General features: G+C 31.4%; 13 protein-coding genes and 1 pseudogene. 12 read left to right on the top strand and 2 right to left on the bottom strand.

What is annotated here, in order from left to right; genetic code table 11:
- Positions 1–20: 20 nt before the first annotated feature.
- A pseudogene (locus J2Z44_RS07090) lies at positions 21–1,682 on the bottom strand (APC family permease).
- A gap of 823 nt (positions 1,683–2,505) precedes the next feature.
- On the opposite strand from J2Z44_RS07090, the gene J2Z44_RS07085 reads away from it, so the two are divergent.
- The 11 genes from J2Z44_RS07085 to J2Z44_RS07035 all read left to right on the top strand — a co-directional run bounded on the left by J2Z44_RS07085 (position 2,506) and on the right by J2Z44_RS07035 (position 15,885).
- Positions 2,506–3,129, top strand: a complete 624-nt coding sequence (locus J2Z44_RS07085; RefSeq protein WP_021281899.1) for an HAD family hydrolase — start codon at positions 2,506–2,508, stop codon at positions 3,127–3,129.
- 324 nt (positions 3,130–3,453) lie between these two features.
- Entirely contained in the window at positions 3,454–4,797 is a 1,344-nt protein-coding gene (locus J2Z44_RS07080; protein WP_209649446.1) for a DUF5667 domain-containing protein, read from the top strand.
- Between the two features lie 1,219 nt (positions 4,798–6,016).
- Positions 6,017–7,246 (top strand): alpha/beta hydrolase-fold protein, encoded by a 1,230-nt coding sequence (locus J2Z44_RS07075; protein WP_021283552.1) that lies wholly within the window; start codon positions 6,017–6,019, stop codon positions 7,244–7,246.
- Between the two features lie 155 nt (positions 7,247–7,401).
- On the top strand, positions 7,402–8,832 hold the full coding sequence (locus J2Z44_RS07070; protein WP_021283553.1) for a serine hydrolase: 1,431 nt from the start codon (positions 7,402–7,404) through the stop codon (positions 8,830–8,832).
- 1 nt (position 8,833) lies between these two features.
- A complete protein-coding gene (locus tag J2Z44_RS07065) occupies positions 8,834–9,769 on the top strand; it encodes an aminoglycoside phosphotransferase family protein (RefSeq protein ID WP_021283554.1) in 936 nt (311 codons plus the stop codon).
- Positions 9,770–9,773: 4 nt separating this feature from the next.
- A complete protein-coding gene (locus J2Z44_RS07060) occupies positions 9,774–10,574 on the top strand; it encodes a GNAT family N-acetyltransferase (protein WP_021283555.1) in 801 nt (266 codons plus the stop codon).
- Positions 10,575–10,830: 256 nt separating this feature from the next.
- On the top strand, positions 10,831–11,895 hold the full coding sequence (locus J2Z44_RS07055) for a serine hydrolase domain-containing protein (RefSeq protein ID WP_021283556.1): 1,065 nt from the start codon (positions 10,831–10,833) through the stop codon (positions 11,893–11,895).
- A gap of 475 nt (positions 11,896–12,370) precedes the next feature.
- Positions 12,371–13,570 (top strand): hypothetical protein, encoded by a 1,200-nt coding sequence (locus J2Z44_RS07050; RefSeq protein WP_209649445.1) that lies wholly within the window; start codon positions 12,371–12,373, stop codon positions 13,568–13,570.
- 14 nt (positions 13,571–13,584) lie between these two features.
- Complete coding sequence (locus tag J2Z44_RS07045; RefSeq protein ID WP_021284090.1) at positions 13,585–14,376, top strand: hypothetical protein; 792 nt, start codon at positions 13,585–13,587, stop codon at positions 14,374–14,376.
- Entirely contained in the window at positions 14,369–15,217 is an 849-nt protein-coding gene (locus J2Z44_RS07040; RefSeq protein WP_021284091.1) for a hypothetical protein, read from the top strand. The genes J2Z44_RS07045 and J2Z44_RS07040 overlap by 8 nt, the downstream gene beginning before the upstream one ends.
- Positions 15,218–15,237: 20 nt before the next feature.
- Positions 15,238–15,885: an ABC transporter ATP-binding protein gene (locus J2Z44_RS07035; RefSeq protein ID WP_021284092.1), complete on the top strand. Its 648-nt coding sequence runs from the start codon at positions 15,238–15,240 to the stop codon at positions 15,883–15,885.
- A gap of 176 nt (positions 15,886–16,061) precedes the next feature.
- Here J2Z44_RS07035 and J2Z44_RS07030 read toward each other — a convergent pair whose 3' ends face one another.
- Complete coding sequence (locus J2Z44_RS07030) at positions 16,062–16,634, bottom strand: 5-formyltetrahydrofolate cyclo-ligase (RefSeq protein ID WP_021284093.1); 573 nt, start codon at positions 16,632–16,634, stop codon at positions 16,062–16,064.
- A 503-nt stretch (positions 16,635–17,137) separates the two neighbouring features.
- Here J2Z44_RS07030 and J2Z44_RS07025 point away from each other — a divergent pair.
- Positions 17,138–19,228, top strand: coding sequence for a methyl-accepting chemotaxis protein (locus J2Z44_RS07025; RefSeq protein WP_342591471.1), 2,091 nt, complete (start codon positions 17,138–17,140; stop codon positions 19,226–19,228).
- Positions 19,229–19,281 lie beyond the last annotated feature (53 nt).

Below are 19,281 nucleotides of genomic sequence, written 5' to 3'. Positions count from 1 at the left end.
TTTATAGTAAAAAAATTACATTATTCTTCAATTAAGTATGGTATTGTAACCATAGCTATATTACGCTTTTTAAGCAGCCTAGCTTTAATAAATAAAGATGTTTGATTATGAAGCAGTTGATGCCACCATTTATCTACTACGAACTGAGGTAATACTATAGTAATCATAGTATTTTTTCCTACTTGTTTCTCAAGAGCGCAAATGTGCTTAAATAGAGTACTAGTTAAAACCCTGTAAGGAGATTTTTCTATAACAAGTAAGTTATTTAAATTAGCTGCTTTGAATTTATCTTGTAAATTGCTCTGCTACGCTGTTATAATGAATCTTTACTCTGTACATTATAAGTACAAATAGTGGAATTAGGATAAAAACTATCCATGCTCCGTGTAAAAACTTAGTTGCTCCGATAATTGCAGCTGTTGCAGCTGTAATTAAAGCACCAGTTCCATTGATAACTGCTTTATGCTTCCAACCTTCAGATTTAGAAGTTGTCCATCGTCTGAACATTCCAAACTGAGATAAGGTAAAGGAGATAAACACTCCAATAGCATATAAAGGCATTAATAAGTGTGTATTTCCATGAAAGCCTATAACTAGTAGAGAAGAAGCTAATGCTAAAAGAATTATTCCATTAGAAAAGCTAAGTCTGCTTCCACGTTTTGATAGCTGTCTTGGTAAAAATCCGTCTCTAGCTATAAATGAAAGTAACAATGGAAAATCTGCAAAAGCAGTATTTGCTGCCATAATCAGAATTAAAGCAGTGGTAAATTGAATTACCATAAACATAATTGAACCTTTACCAAAAACTTGCATAGCAATTTGAGCAATTACAGTAACTTCATGATTTGGAACGGCTTTATATAAAGTAGCTAAATAAGATAAACCACCAAAAATCATAAGAACTATAAAAGAAAGTAAGATTAAAACTGTTTTTGCTCTTTTTGTGCTGGTGCCTTAAAGTTAGGAATTCCATCGCTAACGGCTTCAACCCCTGTTAAAGCTGTACATCCAGAAGCAAAAGCTCTTAAGAATAATAAAAGAGTTATATTCCCAGTAGCCTGTGGAATATCAATGATGCTTGAAGGTGTTACCCCAAATACAAGAGTTTTTACAACACCAGTTACTATCATTATTAAAATAGAAAAAATAAATAAATAAGTTGGAACCCCAAAGAGTTTAGAAGAATCTTTAATTCCTCTTAGGTTACCAATAGTTAAAATAACAATAAAAAATAGGGTTATTAGAACTTTATGCGGCAACAGTACCGGGAAAGCTGAAGTTATAGCTGATGATCCAGCACTAGTACTTACTGCAACGGTAAGGATATAATCAATAGTTAAAGCTGATGCTGCAACTAAAGAAGGAACCGTTCCTAGATTATCCTTTGAAACTATATAAGAACCACCACCATTTGGGTAGCTGTTTATTGTTTGCATATAAGAAAATACTAGTATAAACAATAAAAGTACAATTGCGAGTGCTGCATAAAACATATTTTTATAAGCTGCTAGTCCTAATATTGGCACTAGCACCCACAATATTTCTTCTCCAGCATAAGCTACAGAAGATATAGCATCGCTTGATAGCACAGGTAATCCCCATAGTACGTTAAACTTCTCATGACTTAATTCTTCAGTTTTTAATGCTTTACCTATTAATAAAGCTTTTAATGCTTTAAGCATTTCAATCACCTCAATTTGGGCATCTGAAAATAAATAACAAGTCAAAGATGTGAAGGCTATTATGTGTTCACAAGCAAGCTTGTGCCGGCAAGGAAACAGGTTCCGCAGATAGTGGGGCTATCAAAGGGTTCTGTTGACGCAGTATAGCACAAAATAGACAAACAGATTGACTTATTTATTTTTTGAAGATGCCTTATATAAAAACCTAAAAGTTAAATTACATAGATGCTATTATATACAGTTGTTTAAGTATATTCAATTTCAATTTATGGCTTAAAAAGGCAGTTTTAAGTGACAATTGGTAGTGGCACAACTATAGCTTTAATTATATAAGAGTTTCTCTTGTTTCCTTGAGAAAGATGCAAGAATTGCAGTTTAAAATTTCATATGAAGTTATTATTACCTTTTAATCTTATATAAAAAACTCATTTGATTTATGAGAATATTTAGCTTTCAGAGAAACAAGTTTATAATGCATATGATAATGAGAAAGAATAAATTGAATTATTAACTAATTAAAGTTGCAAAAATTGAAGGCTCTAAGGAATGCTTTTAGGATGTCTTGGAGTTATAAAAGGATTGAGCAAATACTAAGGAAGATTTATTTGGATAAAATTAAATAATTTTAATAAGTCATTATAAGAAAAATCTTAAATAATAGCTTTAGCTATATGATATTATATATTATGAAAGTGAATATTTGTTAGAGATTAAGTAGGCTTATTTTTGTATAGTTTGAATAAGTTAAGTAGTGTTAAAGAAACTAAGAAGGAAAGAATTTAAGGAACAAAATATATTAGTTTAATTTAGTGAGGAGAAATATATGAGTATTGATTCAATTATTTTTGATTTAGACGGAACACTGTGGGATTCCACGGAAGTAATCATGAAAGCTTGGAACAAGGTAGTTTCAACTAATGGACAATTTAGGGAGCCTATAACTTTAAAGGAGCTACAGGGTACTATGGGACTTTTGATTAAGGATATTGGAGCAAAGCTGCTTCCACATTTAGATGAAGCTACTATAGAAAATATTATGGAGCTTTGCTGTAAGGAAGAAAAAGAGCTACTACTTAAAGAAGGTGGCACTCTTTATCCAAATCTTGAAGAAACTTTAAAAACCTTATCAGAAAAATACTCCTTATTTATAGTGAGTAATTGTCAATGTGGATACATAGAGACTTTTTTAGAATATCACAACATGGATAAATATTTTACAGATATTGAATGTGCTGGCAACACTGGTCTTGTAAAAGGAGAAAATATTAAAAAGGTTATTGAGAGAAATAATCTTAAAAGTTCAGTATATGTAGGGGATACTCAAGGGGATTGTGATGGAGCAAGAATTGCTAAGATTCCTTTTGTGTATGCTAGTTATGGTTTTGGAAAAGTTACAGATTATGATTATATAATTAAAGAAGTAGCTGATTTAATAAGTATATTTTAAAATGTTAGGAATTACTCTTCACTTAGATTAACTTATCTATCTAGGTGAAGAGCTTTTTATTGTATAGGAAATTTGAATTTTTTCACTGAAAGTAATTGGTAGTATAGCCCTGTAATCAAGAGCCTTTTTAGTAGGTCTGAAAAGTTAAAGTAGTTTTAGTTGCTCAAAAGTTAAGTTAATACAAAAAAATTCTTTATTATATTAAAATATTTAAAAATTTTAAATATAAGTAAAATTTTTTCATAATCACCCCAAATGCTATAAATATTAAAACGTATATTTATAACAATAAAATAAATAAAAATTACTGTGGGGGGAATTTAAATGAAAAAGAAAATAGTCGCATTACTACTAGCAACCTATGTAACCAGTATAGGGGGCAAGGTATATGCAAGTGAAGCTACCAATATAAACACAAATGAACAAGCAAGCAGTGAAATAGTGACACAAACAGAAACTACTGAAACTTCAAGTGAGACAACTACAGAAACTACTACACCAGCAAATGAAGTAGTTACGCAAGAGCAACAACCAACAACGGAAACTGAAGCAACTAATGGAGAACAAGAGACAACTCCAACAAGTGGACAAACTACAGAAACATCTACACCAGTAAATCAAGAAGAAATTGAAGAGTCAGCTGGAGTATTACCAACTTCAATATTTTACAAGTTAGAAATTGCTATAGAAAACCTTCAACTTGCAATTACTCAAAGTGAAGAAAAGTTAGCAGCTCTTGAAGCAAAACTAGCTACAGAGAGAGCAGCAGAAGCAGCAATTATGGTTAGTGAAGGTGAAGATGAACTTGCAAATGAGGCAGCTGCTGAATATACTGAAATGTTAGCTTCAGCTGCGCAGCATATAAATAATGCAATTGAAGCTAAAGATGAGGCTGTAAAGACTCTTGAAGCTCTTAATGAAGCATATAGTAAAAGTGAAGAAATACTAAGAACAATACTTGAGAAAGCTCCAGAAGAGTCCAAGTTAGCTATAGAAAATGCACTAAATGAGCAGGATAAAACAATTACTGCTATCAATGGATTTTATGCAGCAAAAACAGCTTTCTTTGATGCAAAGGAACAATTTAAACTAGCTCAAGAGGAATTACAAGCTGCAAGAAAAAGTGGAGATGCTGAAGCTATTAGATTAGCAGAAGAAAAAGTAAAAGCTGCAGAAACTTTAAAAAATGAACTTGAAGAATTAAAAGACCTTGCTGAAACTGCAAAAGAAGAAGTAAAACAACTAGTTGAGCAAGCAGAGAATAATGTTAAGACTGGTATGAAGCAAATTGAAAAGGCAAATGAGAAAATGAAAGAAGTAGAAGAAAAAGCTATACAAAGTGGAGAGCCTGCAAAGACAGAGGAAACAAAAGTAGAAGAGAAGGCTAAGGACGAAACTAAAATTAAAGATGAAGTTAAAAATATAGAAAAGGAAGCAAAAGAAGAATATAAGGCATCCCAAGAGAAGGAAAGAGAAGAAGCAAAAAAAGCTAGAGAAGAAGCTAGAGAAGCAGAAAAGCAAGTAAAAGAGGAAGCTAAGAAGGCAGAAGAAAAAGCTAGAGAAGAAGCAAAAAAAGCTGAAGAAAAGGCAAAAGAAGATGCTAAGAAAGCCCAAGAAAAAGCCAAAGAAGATGCTAAAAACAAAGAAAAGGGCAAAGGAAGACCATAGATATATAAAGTTCCAAACATCAATAAGTTATGAAATATTAACTTATTGGTGTTTTTTATTATGGAGGTTTTGTAACTTTTCTATTAGAAATACTGCAACTTAAACCCTTGTACTATGGGATCTTAGATTATAAATAAAAATCATAATCACGGACAAGCGGTTGAAATAGCATGAAAATACACTTTTTTATTCCGTGTTAAGTATTAGTAGCAATCAATATAACAAAGCTTAACTTACTGAATATTATAAAACATATAAATTACTATATTGACTTGTGGTAATTAAATCAATATAATTAAATTATTGGAAATGAAAGAGAGGTAAAGTAATGGTTATGATGTTATTATTCTAGTAATTTTAAAATCACATAAAATTTATAGCAGTATATTTTTAACCTTATTTTTAAATTAGGTTTATTTGCTATGGATTTAAGGCATTTTCAAAAAATAAATAAGTCAGTATGTTTGTCTATTTTTAGTTATACTGCGTCAACAGAACCCTTAGATAGCGCTACTATCTGCGGAACCTGTTTCCTTGCCGCACAAGCTTGCTTGTGAACATAAGCCTGCTTATGAACTAAAAATATCCTTCACATCTTTGACTTGTTATTTATTTTCAAATGCCTAAGATTTTAGTTATAAGGATGAACAACATCAATTACAATTCCTTTACTTTCATTATATTAAAGTAAATTATAGTTTTATAACAAAGGCTCCAACTCCATAGGGTTATACTATGATATAAGAGGAGAGAACTTCTAATTATCATGGCTTAAGGAATATTTGTATTTAGCTATAGTTAATTAATAATAAAGTGAAATTGGAGCTGTGTTGGTTTTCATCACAGCTTTTTATTATATATTTTTAATGCAATGATTTCTAAACTTATCAAATAAACTGCGGTATAGTTTACGTAAAACTATGGACTTTAAGGGCTAAACAGACTGAAATGTAGGCTTATAAATTATAGAAGATGCTATAACTTTTAGGCTATCCATAGATTTTATTAAAGTATATTTCACATGGAATTTATAATATGAGTTTATGGAATAAGTTTACTTACCATGCATTAAGTTTGTATAAATAAAAAAGGGTGTAGATGAAGAGTTGTTCATCTGCATCCTTAATTTTTTGTGAAAATGGTTGTGTATGGCTATAGGGGATGAAGCTATACACACATGGATTTAGGAAAAGAATTATTAAAACTAGGGGGAATTAAGATGAATACTGTAAAAGTAGATAGTCCAAGATTAAGAAAGTTATATGAGGATATAAAAATTAATAAAGAAGAGTCACTTCAGTTATTTTGGGAGGAAGTTAAAGAAAATGGTGCACCTCTAATAGAAGAAATAGAAGGTGATAATGAAAATTGCCTAGTTACTTTGCTTTGGAGAGAGGTAGAGCCTATAGATAACATTAGAGTTATTGGGGAGATTTTTGGCATGGATCCTGATTTTACAAAGTTCTATAGGATGGCAGGTACTGATCTGCACTTTAGATCCTGGAAAGTAAATAAAGGGGCTCATGGGGTATATATTTTTATACTCAACGGTGAAGATAATCAGGATTGGAGCGAGTTTAATTTTGTAGTAGATCCACTTAATCCACAAAGGTATGTGTGTATAGAAGATGACAAAAATCCTGAACCCTATTTACTATGCAAGGAAGAGTCTTATATAGCCTTGCCAGATTACAAAGAAAACAACTGGACCATTGAAGAACCACAGGTAAACAAGGGGAAAGTAGAAGTTATTGAGGATTTTGAAAGCAGCATTTTAAATAATAAAAGAAGAATATGGATGTATACACCAGCAAGCTATGATAAAAATTCTAACCCATGTTCATTAGCCATATTTACTGATGGTTGGCATTATGTTCACGTAACAAAAGTCATAACAATTTTAGATAAATTAATCTCAAAAGGTGAAATTTCACCAGTATGTGTTGCCTTTATTGAAGCAGTAGATAGAGATACAGAACTTACTTGCTCAGAGAAATTTTCAGACCTTGTTACAAAGGAGCTATTACCATTTATATATGAAAAATATAATGTAACTAGGCTTGCTGAAAGTACACTTATTGGTGGATTTAGTTATGGGGGACTTAATGCTTCATTTATAGGGGCAAAATATCCAGAGATATTTGGGAAAGTATTTTGCCAATCAGGAGCAATGTATTGGACTTATGAGGAAGACGAAAATCAAAAGGGCAAAATCATACAAATGTATCAAGAGGGTCACAAGTTACCGCTAGACTTTTATATGACTTTTGGAGAGTATGAAAAAGATGCAATAGTTCACTATAATGCAAATAAAGAATTTGCAAAGTTGTTAGAAGATAAAGGATATACCTATAAATATAAGGAGTTTTTAGGCTCACATACTTATATGGATCTTGATATGGAATTAGCAAATGGCTTTAAGTTTCTTTTAGGTAATAATATCCTTTAAAGATATTATAGAAGGAGGATTCTCCTGTATTCTTTAGGTGTGAGTTAAATCTCTTTCAAAAGTCGCTCCATAGAATGAGGCTGATAATTATATAATCTATGGAAAAATAAGAGGTAAGAATAAAAAATAAAACAAGTAAATAGGGGGGAGTTAATATGGAACTTAAAAACAAGATTGTAGAAAACTTAGATAAAGTTATAAAGGATTTTATGGACAATGAGACAATTCCAGGGTTAGCAGTAGGGGTAGTTTACAACAATGAAGTGATTTACACAAAAGGCTTTGGGGTTAAAAATGTTGAAACAAAGGAGCCAGTTACAGAAAAATCTCTTTTTCACGTGGCATCAGTGTCAAAGACCTTTGTTGCCACTGGAATAATGCAGTTGGTTCAACAAGGGAAAATAAACTTAGATGCACTTTTGGTAGATTATTCACCATATTTTCAGCTTCAAGACGAAAGATATAAGGAAATTACCATAAGACTGCTATTAAATCACATATCAGGAATGCCAGATGAACCAGATTATGAGTGGGATAAGCCTCAATATGATGAAGGGGCTCTAGAGAGATATGTTAGAGCACAAAAGGATAAGTCCCTTATGTGGAACCCAGGAGAAAAGTTTGCTTACAGTAACATTGCCTTTGAAATACTAGGAGATGTTATTGCAAAGGTTTCAGGAGTATCCTTTGAAGAATACATGAAAAAGAATATTTTAGATGTTTTAGATATGAAGGACAGTAATTTTAATAAACCACTAGTTTCGAAGGAATTAATAACAACTCCCCATGTTTTGGGAATTGAAGAAGGCTTTGGACCTAAAGTTAGTGAAATCTATCCTTATAATCGCTGCCATGGGCCAAGTTCTACTCTTTGTTCAAATGTAGTGGAAATGTGTAGTTATGCCATTGCAAACATGAACTATGGTGAGCTTCATGGGAAAAGAATTTTAGAAAAGGAAAGCTACTTAGAACTTTGGAGAGAACAAGCAGTTACTGGTTGGGAAGGGCATACTACAAAGGTTGGACTTTCGTGGTTTTTAGGAGAGCATAAAGGGCATAAAGTTAAATCACATAGTGGTGGGGATACAGGATACTTGAGCAACTTAATACTTTTCCCTGATAGTAATTCAGCTTTAGTAGTCATGTCAAATTCTGATTATATGTCAATGAATAGCTTAACTACTACACTTATGGATGTGGTTATAGGACTTGAACCTGAAAGGGTAAAAACTTCTCTTCCGCAGCATATAGCAAAAATAATTGTTGAAAAGGGCTATGAGGTTACATTAAAAGAGTATTGTAAAATAAAAGAACAATCTATTGATAAGTACTATGTTAATGAGAGCGGCTTTAATTCTATAGCGTATGGTCTTTTAGCTGCAAAGGCAATTAAAGAAGCAATAGAAATATTAGAAATAGGGATTATAGAGTTTCCAGAGGCTTCAAATCTTTATGATAGTTTAGGGGAAATGTATTTGGCTTATGGGAATAAGAAAAAAGCCCTAGAAAATTATAAAAAATCAGTAGAATTAAATCCTAACAACTTAAGTGGAAAGAAAGTAATAGAAGAATTAGAAGGGAAATAAAATGTTAAATTATACAGATGAGCAAGTGAAGGATATTGTTACAGAAATTTTAAAAGAGGAAGTCCATGTGATACCAGTAGGAAACCATGAGCTTAAGAGACATCTTGTGTATGTTGTAGAAAGCAAAGGTAAAATAATTGGAGTTTTTAAACTTTATTATAGAAAAAATAGATGGAATAGAGAAGTTGCAACCTTAAGATTTTTTCAACATAGGAATATTAAGGCACCAACGATTTTAAACTTAGGCAAACTTCAGGATGGTACAGAATGGTTATTTATGAGTCATATAGAAGGTGAGACTCTAAGTAAGGTAAAAGATGAAATCAGTGAGGAAAATTTAAAAGAAATATATGCTGATATAGGAAAAGAACTTGGAAAAATTCATAGTTTAGAAACCTTTGATTTCTTTGGGGATTGGGATGAATATGGAAACAGTATTGAGAATATAAAAAACTTTTCAATATATTTTGAAAAACGTGTTGGTATAATTTTTAAAGAATTATTTGATCAACATCTAGAAGAAGAACAGCTTCATAGAAAAGCTGGAGAATTATTAAAAACTATGCTTCCAATATTAGATGAGGTTAAGGAAGCTCATCTTTCCAATGGAGATTTTGGGGAGAGAAACATTCTTGTGAAGAAGGAAGCTGGACTATGGAAATTCTCAGGGCTAATAGATTTTGAACACTGCGTACCAAAGGATAGAGATTCTGAGATAATAAACTGTTACTATAGCCTATTAGAAGAAAATCCAAATTTAGCAGAAAGCTTCAAGAATGGTTATGAGCAGTATATGAGTTTTAACCCAAATCTAGAAAAGAAAAGGGCACTATATGAAATTTATAGTGGCTTAGATATTTGTAGTTGGGCAAAAATTCAAGCACCAGACTATTACTGGGAAGGAATTAAGATATTAAAAAAGTATATAAGGGGATAAAAATATGGGGATTGTAGAACTGACAAGTAAAAATCATGAAGAGGTTGTGGACCTTTTTGGGGATGAAATCACTAATTATTATTTTATTGTTGAAGACTTAGTAAGAAATAATTATAAAAAAGAAGGCTTTCGTGTGTTTGGAGAGTATGAAGAAGGTGTGTTGAAATCTATATTATTAAATAACCTTAACAACGTAACTTACTACTGTCCAGAAGATAGAAGCATTGATGCTTATGAAGAGGTATTGTGGAGATTGACCTTTTCAAAACTATCAGGTCCAAGCGATCTTATGGAAAAATTTTTACCTTATGTGAAGGTTGTAGAAGATACCATATCTTATATGGGGGTTATGAAAAATATTAAAGCTAAAAGAAGATATGAAGATTTACCAATAGGTATTATTAAAACAGAAAAGGAAGTTGCAATGCAATATGATTTGCTTATGTTAACAGAGGAATATAGGGATGTACTTCCAAGTGATAAAAGGGAATATATTGATGAGGAAATGAAAAGGATTAAGGATACCACAGACCGTACTGCTTATTTATCCATTAATGGGGAAATAGTTTCTTCCTGTTCAACAGTTAGGGAAGGAGAAAAAAGTGCTATAGTCATAGGGGTTGTAACTAATCCTAAACATAGAAACAAAGGCTATGGCAGCGAAGCTTTAATAGGACTCTTTGAAGTGTTATTGAAAGAAGGAAAGTACCCTTACTTATTTTATAATAATCCAATAGCTCGTGAGGTTTATAAAAATATAGGTATTACAGAAGTATGTCCCTGGAGAGTCACCTATGTTAAGTAGGTAAAGTGGCTCAAACCCGCATGGACACTATATCTTCTTATAAAGATAGGAAGATAACAATATATATTTTTATCTTCTTATATTGTTATCTTCCAGGGGAAATAGATTTTAAAATTCACAGGTGGTTAATTTAAGTATATAAGGGGGATGAGGATTAGCACACTCCTAAGAATAGAAAATATTTTATGGAAGGAACCTTGAAGAAAAGTTTGAAATGAATGTTTACTTCAAGTATAGATAATATGGGGGATATATAATGAAAATTGAAGAAAGAATTAAACAAATAGTTGAAACTTATGCAGCTGAGAAAGATTTTTCAGGAGCAATATTAGTTAAAAAAGCCAATGATATATTATTTAGTGGTGCATATGGATATGCTCATAAGGGGTGGAAAATAAAAAATACAGTGGATACAAAGTTTGATACTGCCTCTGTAACTAAGTTATTTACCACAGTTGGAGTATTACTATTAATTGAAAAAGGCGTCTTAAGCTTTCAAGATAGAGTTTTAGAAATACTAGATATAAAAGACACAACAATTTCAAAGGAAGTTACTATTTATCATCTCTTAACTCACACTTCAGGGATTGGTGATGATGCAGATGAAGAGGCAGGAGAAAGCTATGAGGATATTTGGAAGATTAAACCAAACTATTCTATAAGAGAGCTGGTTGATTTTTTACCACAACTTATTTATAAAGCGCCAAACTTTGAGCCGGGGAAAGGCTGTAGATATAATAATGTGGCGTTTATACTGCTTGGCTTAGTCATAGAAAAAATTACAGGACAGAAATATAGGGATTATATAAAAGAGGAAGTTTTTGAAAAAATAGGTATGACAAACTCAGGGTTTTACAGTATGGATGGCATTAATGAAAATGTAGCAGAAGGATATGCAATGGTTTGTGATGACAAGGATGAATTTATTGAGTGGAGAAAAAATATATATTCTTATCCACCAATAGGTTCTCCTGATGGAGGAGCTTTCACAACAGTTGAAGATTTAGATATCTTTATCCATAAGCTTTATAATGGGGAAGTTTTATCAAAGGAATTAACTGAGGATTTATTTACACCAAAGGTGGTTTACAGAGAATATGAAAAAGCCACTGTTAAAATGGGTTATGGTTTTGAGTTCATCTTTAGAAAAGATGAAGATGACATACTATTAATTACCAAGGATGGAGTAAATCCAGGAGTAGCTTGTAAATTTAATTACTATCCATCTGCGGATGCAACAGTAATAGTGCTTGCTAACCAAGATTGTAATGTTTGGGCAATGGCAAGGGAAATTCAAGAATTACTAGTAGGTAAATTGTAAAAATAATAACTATAAAAAATCCTTTCAGAATTTAAAGTTCTGGAAGGATTTTTTCATTAAATTTTAAAAAGTGGGAAAGTAAAAGTATATATGTAGTAGTCACGTAGAAAAATGAAACAAAGTATTGGTAGTAAATATATGAATATCATGAATTTAAACTTTATGTAATACAAAATAAAAGATTAGCCTGAGGTAAAGAACAGTATAGAAACAATAATAAATATTAATTTGTGTTAAAATATGAGGAAAAATTATACCAAAAAATGTTGCTTTCTATAAAATAGCATGGCAATAGTTAACAAAGAATGTGGAATTTGTAGCATTTTATAGATAATAACTTTATATGAATAGTAAATTATGACATATTATGCTGGGAATGTATGTTAAAATTTATTTATCGACAGGACTTTTTTTATCATAGTAATAATAGAAAATTTAATAAAGTTCTTTACAAAAGTCTATTGGAGGGGTGTTAATGAAATTCACAGTTAAAAAAATTGCTTGTCTCATGGCTGTGCTTACAACAGTTAGCGTATTTACTGGGTGTTTTAAGGAGGAAATGGGGAATAAGAAAAGTGAAAAGGGTTTAGAAGTTAGTAAAGTAGAGACTAATGAAGGCGGTAGTAGTGATGGAAGATATAAGGATGAGTTTTTAGAGAATATGAGGGTTGATGCCACAATTAAGTCCGCAGATAAAAGCTCAGCGCAAGTGCTTAGTGGCATTGCTCAAAAATTTAGTTTAGAAAATGTTGTGAAGGTGGTAATGGGAGAGGTTAATATACAAATCGAGAGAGAAGACAATAATCTAAGGTCTGGAAAATGTAATGGAAAGTCTGTGTTCGCTGATGAATACGGAAGGTTTGATATAAGTAGTAAAGTTTTTGATACTATAGGTTTAGTAGCTGCAGATTTCTGTGGTCATAATCAGATAGAGAGACCAAATAAAGAAGTGTTCCAAAAGAAAGAATTAGATTTCATGAGTAGTGTAGATGCCGTAAAGCAGTGTAAAAGAATAATGGAGGATTTAAATATTTTATATGTAGAAAATCCTGAAATATATGCTTTGGACTATGAAAACTTACAAAAAAAATATGATGAGGTTGCAAAAGAGGAGGATATTAAGGAACTAATCAAACGAGGTAAATTTTATGCAAAGGAAAAATGGGAGAAAGAAGATGAGGGTTACTATATTATATTCAAAACTAAGTTAGCAGATATACCAGTTGCATCAGTTGGGTATGAGGATAAGAAAACTTCGTATAGTGTGGCAGGCTCAGAAATAGTATTTTGGGTGAATAAAGATGGTGTAGATTCAGTTAAGGTAAATGAGAGAATATATGAAGAAACTGGTAAGCTAGGAGAGGTAAAAAACCTAATTACATACAAGGAAGCTTTAAAAAAATTAAAAAGTAAATATAAAGATATAATCTTAACAGATGAGAATATAGTTGAAGAAATATCCTTAGAATATATTCCTTGTATTAAAGAAACACAAACAATTGGGGAAGGCCGACTTGCAATAACTCAATATAATTTTAAACCTGCATGGAGGTTTAAGATAAAAAATATTTTCAAAAATGATGAGAGAAAACAACAAAGTAATGTGGTTCAAGGACCAACCTTTGAGTACATTTTTCAAAATATTGATGCGATAACAGGAGAATTTATTGAGTAAAGGAAGAAGAGTTAATGAGAAATTTTATGAATATGTTTAGCACAGACCTATATAAAGCAATAAAATCCTGGCGCTTTTTAGCAGGAGTACTGGGTACAGTTTTTGTGTACCTATTGATTATAAAACCTGAAATTGGACTTGGTTCCGATGTACTCTATTTGTATAGAATCAGCGTGGGATTTATAGGAGTATACCACTTAATGTTTATTTTAATGTGTACAATTCCATATAGTACAAGCTTTTGCATGGATTTTAATAGTAAGAATATTAAATACTCAGTAGTAAGATCAAGTGTAAGTTCATACTCTTGGTCCAAGGTACTTTCTTGTGCTATTACAGGTGGTTTAGCTTTAGCCCTTGGAACCTTAATATTTATTCTTGGTGCTAGTTTTTTTAGACCATTGGTAGATTCAACTAAGGAAATAAGTGATGCCTATTTAGCAACCACAGGTGGAGAGTTACTAAGTCAAGGTGAGTATATATTATATTTTTCAATTTATATATGCTTAAGTTTTTTAAAGGGGTTTTTATGGTCTGTAGTGGGATTATTAATATCAGCTTATATACCTAATATATTTGTGGCATTAAGCTCACCATTTATACTTGCATATGTGTATAGAGGCATTGCTGGAGCTTTCCATATTAAGTTTAATGTTGAAAGAATTTGTAATGGGGCAGTGGGAAACTTTATAGGTGGCAGCACGTGGTTAACATTAACAGTAGGTATTTTGAAAATTATAGGTATTACTTTTCTTTTAGGAATGGCATTTAATAGGAAGGTAAAGAGGAGGATTGCAAATGAATAATATAAAAATCTGTTTTTCTATAGCTACAAATAATATTAGAAAGTGGAGTGCAAATCCTCGCATTTATGTTATTTTAATTTTAATGGTTATGTTTGCATGGCACTATGTAAGTCCTTATGTAAGTGCAGCTAAAGCTCTTGGTTATAGAGTTACACCTTGGATATTTCCGCATATGATAAACTTTTCCACATTGCAAAGGTATATAATGCTAGGATTAATACTTTTATTTTGTGATGCACCCTTCATGGACAACACTCAGCCCTATGTAATCATAAGAAGTAAAAAAACAACTTGGGCAATAGGACAAATAATATATATAGCTTTAGCAACAGCAATTTATTTAATAACTTTAGTATGCTTATGCATTATAGTTCTTTTGCCTGTAATGTATTTTAGTGATGGATGGGGAAAAATATTAACCACCTTTGCAAATAGTAATGCTGGATCTCAATTTAGAATTGAGTATGTTAGTTATAGAATAGTTTCAAGCTATAGTCCTATTCAAGCAATGATACTTTCCTTGATTTTAGAATGGGTAGTAGGGATATTATTAGGTCTTGTTATGTTTGCAACAAATATGTATTTCAAAAGAGGGGTTGGGGCTATTGTAGCAATAACTATAGTGATGTTTGATACTTTTATTGATTTTGGATCTGTTTATGTTTCAAAGTTTTCACCAGTATCCTTTCCGAGGCTAGGCATTATTGATAGTTCTGGAATATCCAATAAGCCAAGTCCAGCGTATATATGCGCCTTTTTTATTATAAGTATTGCAGTGTTAATATTTATGTCTATACGTTCTATAAAAAGAAAATCACTTGAAGTTCAAAAGATGATTTAGTTGTAAATGGAGGCAAGGTTATGAGTAAGTATATTATTGAAGTTAAAAATGTTTCGAAAAAATTTCAAGACCATACAGTATTAAATGATGTGTCAGTTAACTTTCAATCAGGAAAAATCTATGGAATTATTGGAAGGAATGGTTCAGGAAAAACTGTATTATTTAAGTCCATATGTGGCTTTTTTCCTGTAACTAGCGGGGAGATTGTGGTAAATAATAAAATTGTGGGTAAAGAAATAGATATTCCCTCTGATTTAGGAATAATAATTGAAGAGCCAGGATTTTTACCTAACTATAGTGGATATAAAAATTTAAAATTCTTAAGCAATATTCATAGAAAGATAGATGATAAAGGAATTTATAGTGTACTTAAAAGAGTAGGCCTTGAAAAAGATGCTCATAAAAAGGTTGGCAAATATTCCATGGGTATGAGGCAAAGACTTGGCATTGCTCAATCTATAATGGAAAATCAATCAATTTTAATACTAGATGAGCCTATGAATGGTCTAGATAAAAGTGGAGTGGAAGATGTTAGAACTTTATTAAAGGAGCTCAGAGAAGAAGGCAAAACAATTATTATAGCAAGCCATAATTCAGAAGATATTAGAATACTATGTGATGAGGTTTATGAAATGGATGGAGGAATTTTAAGTAAATACATAGTATAATAACAGGTTAAGATACTAAAAGTAAGGGAGCGTCTACAAAATAATTATTTATCAGTTAGTATTAACAAATCCATGCATAATAAGGGTTAATTCTCTGTTGTGCATGGATTTATTAATATTTGAGTCTTTATAAACTTTAAAACAGCCTTTTTTAATTTATATGTGTAAAAATTACCCTAAAAAGTTATAAAATCCTTCTCTGTAATAATCCCATCAATTCTAACATCAAACTCATCAGCTGGTACTTTTTCATAAAGTTGAAAATCATAAGCCAGTGCAATTTTAGGAACTTGATTTTTAAGCTGAGAAAGAAATCTATCATAAAAACCAGCACCATATCCAATTCTATTTCCTTGCTTATCAAAAGCAACTCCTGGCATTAGAATAAAATCAATTTCTTCTGGAGAAGCTTCAATACAACCTTCTACAGGTTCAAGAATGTCGAAATAACCCTTTTTTAAATCCTCAAAGTTATTTATAAAGTAAACTTTCATGCCCTCCTTTTTTGAAGGAACTTTAGGTACACAAATTTTCTTACCATCTCTTAAGGCATGTTCAATAAATTTATGAGAATCAACTTCATCTTTAAAGGATACAAAGGTAAAAATCACAGAGGAATTTTTATAGTAATCAGAGTTAATTAACTTATTGAAAATTATCTCATCCCACTGGTTTCTAACTGCAATAGCTACCTCTGAACGCTTAGTAAGAACTTCTTCTCTATATTCTTTTTTTGAAATAAAAGCCATTAATTTCACCCCCATAAATAATATTATAGAACTTTTTACAGGTTTTATATACTTTAAGTTTTTACCTTGTTTTATTACAGTATACAGAGTTTATATTTTACAATGTGCTATAGGAGTAATTTAAACTTATATTATGTTTTACATTCTCACAGTAAAATTTTATAAAATATATCTAAATTGCTATATGGACAAGGTTTTTAGCACATATCAATATAATAAAAATATTATGTAATATGGAGATTTATATAGGCTTTTAGGGTGAAAAAGTTACTATGTTTATCCTGAAAAAATTTTAGAAGAACTAAGGGATAACAATGTACAAGTTAACTATTCGCCATGGTTCTATTATAGGGTTTCATGATGGAATCTGAATTTATTCGTCTTCATAAACCCTTAAGGGAACCAGGATAGGACCCATGCATAACTTAGTTTTTAACTCTGGTTCCCTATAATGAGAATTTTCATCATTTTATTATATAAAGAGGTGTATAGTCTTGAAAGGTGTGCTTACACTAAAAACTATTAAAACAAAAATTATTTTCTCCATTACTATAATGTGTTTTTTAGTATCTGTAACCATAGGAAGTGTGTTAATTTATAGAGAAAAAAGTGCTACTGAAGAGGCAGCGAAAGAAAAACTTCTACTTACAGTGGAGAAACAGGGACTTGAATATGATAAGGTTCTTACTGAAGTGGAAACTGCAACGGCAAAGCTTGAAAATGTATTTTTATCAAACTTTAATTTTAAGGATTATAATAACAATAAAGATGGTTATGTTGAAGAATTTAATAAAAGAAATGAAAACTATGTAAAAACCTTTGCTGAGACTACAAAAGGGTGCCTTGGAATTTACTTTGTTATGAATCCAGAGACCTTTGGAAAACAGCAGGGGGTATGGTATGCAGACTTGGAAAACTCTAAGAGTTTTATAAAGCAACAGTTAACAGATATTACACAATATGATAAAAGTGATATGGAGCATGTTGGTTGGTATTATGAACCTATTAAAGCCCAAAAGGGGTTGTGGATGAAGCCTTATTTTAATAAAAACATTAACCTTTATATTATATCCTACGTTATACCAGTATATATGGACAATCAGTTGTTAGGAGTAGTGGGTATAGATATTAAGTATGATAATTTATTTGGAACAGTTAAAGAACAAAGATTTTATAATACAGGATATTTAGCAATGTTAGCTAGAGATTATGACATTTTAAGCCATCCTTCACTAACCTCTAAGGATAATATAAAGAATGTTGATAGTGGAGCATATAATTCACTTGTGACATTAATGGACAAACAGTTATCAGGAACCTATGAAAGTAGTTATGATGATAATAACAAAATTATAGCCTTTAGAAGATTAATAAATGATTTTATTATTTATGCCTTTGTAGATAAAAGTGAAATTTACAATGGGGTTAGACAATCAATGAATATAGCGATTTTTATAGTAGTTATAGCATTGATAGTTGCTTCAATAGTTGCTCTAGTTATTGGAAAAATGTTAGCTAGCCCAATAACCAAGCTATCAGAAGATATTAAAGCAGTAGAACATCTGAATTTGAGGGAATCTACCTCCTTAAAGGTTTTGGACAGGAGTAAGGATGAAATAGGTATAATGAATTCCTCTATAAGAAATATGAAGGACTCTTTAAAGGGCATAATAAAAAGTATCATGGGAGTTTCAAAAGAAACTTCTCAAGAGGCTATTAATTTATCTTCTGCTGCTGAGGAAACTTCCTCATCAATACAAGAAGTAGCAAGGGCTGTAGAGCAGTTAGCCCATGGAGAAGCTAATCAAACAGAAAACACCAAAAGGTGTACAGAGAAAATGGATAATCTAGAGGAAAAAATAAAAAGTGTCTATGAGGGTTCTGTAGTGGTTCAAGATAATGCAAAAGAATCTATTAAGCTAAGTGAAGAAGGCGAAAAGAATATTAAAAACTTGGTGGATAGGTTTTCCTATGCAACAGAGGCAAATAGGTTGATGGGTGAAAATATAGAGGATTTAAGTGAAAAGTCTAAAACTGTTGAGAGTATACTAATTACTATAAATTCAATTACAGAACAAATAAATCTTCTTGCTTTAAATGCAGCTATTGAAGCAGCGAGGGCTGGAGAAGCTGGCAGAGGGTTTTCAGTGGTGGCTGAAGAAGTTAGAAAATTAGCAGCAGAAAGCAAGAGTGAAGCAACAAATATTAAGGAAATTATAAATGGAATACAAGGTAGTATTACTATGGTTAAAAGTAATATGGAAAAGTCAAAGGTTATAGCTTATGAAACAAATAGCTCTTTGGAAGAAACAAGGAAGGTTTTTGGTGCTAACGCATTAGGAGCTAAGAAAGTTTTACAGGAAACTTATAAGCTTCTGGAGGAAGTTTCAGAAGCACTAGAGGATAAAGAACAAGTGGGAGAAGCCCTAAATTATATAAATACGGTTTCTATGGAATCTTCTGCAGCAACTGAGCAGATAAGTGCTGCTATAGAACAGCAAGCAGCTATGGTTTCAAGAGTATCTAATATGGCAAATAACCTTAGTAAGATAGCTGTAGTCTTAGAAGGTGAAATAGAAAAGTTTATTATATAGTGAAAGAAATAACTATTTTATAGGATTGAAAATATATCTTTATAGGATTGAAA

This window comes from Clostridium punense, from assembly GCF_017874425.1.
Lineage (GTDB): Bacteria > Bacillota > Clostridia > Clostridiales > Clostridiaceae > Clostridium_J > Clostridium_J punense.
The sequence above is the reverse complement of the archived record's forward strand: the minus strand, read 5'-3'. Positions and strand labels throughout refer to the sequence as shown.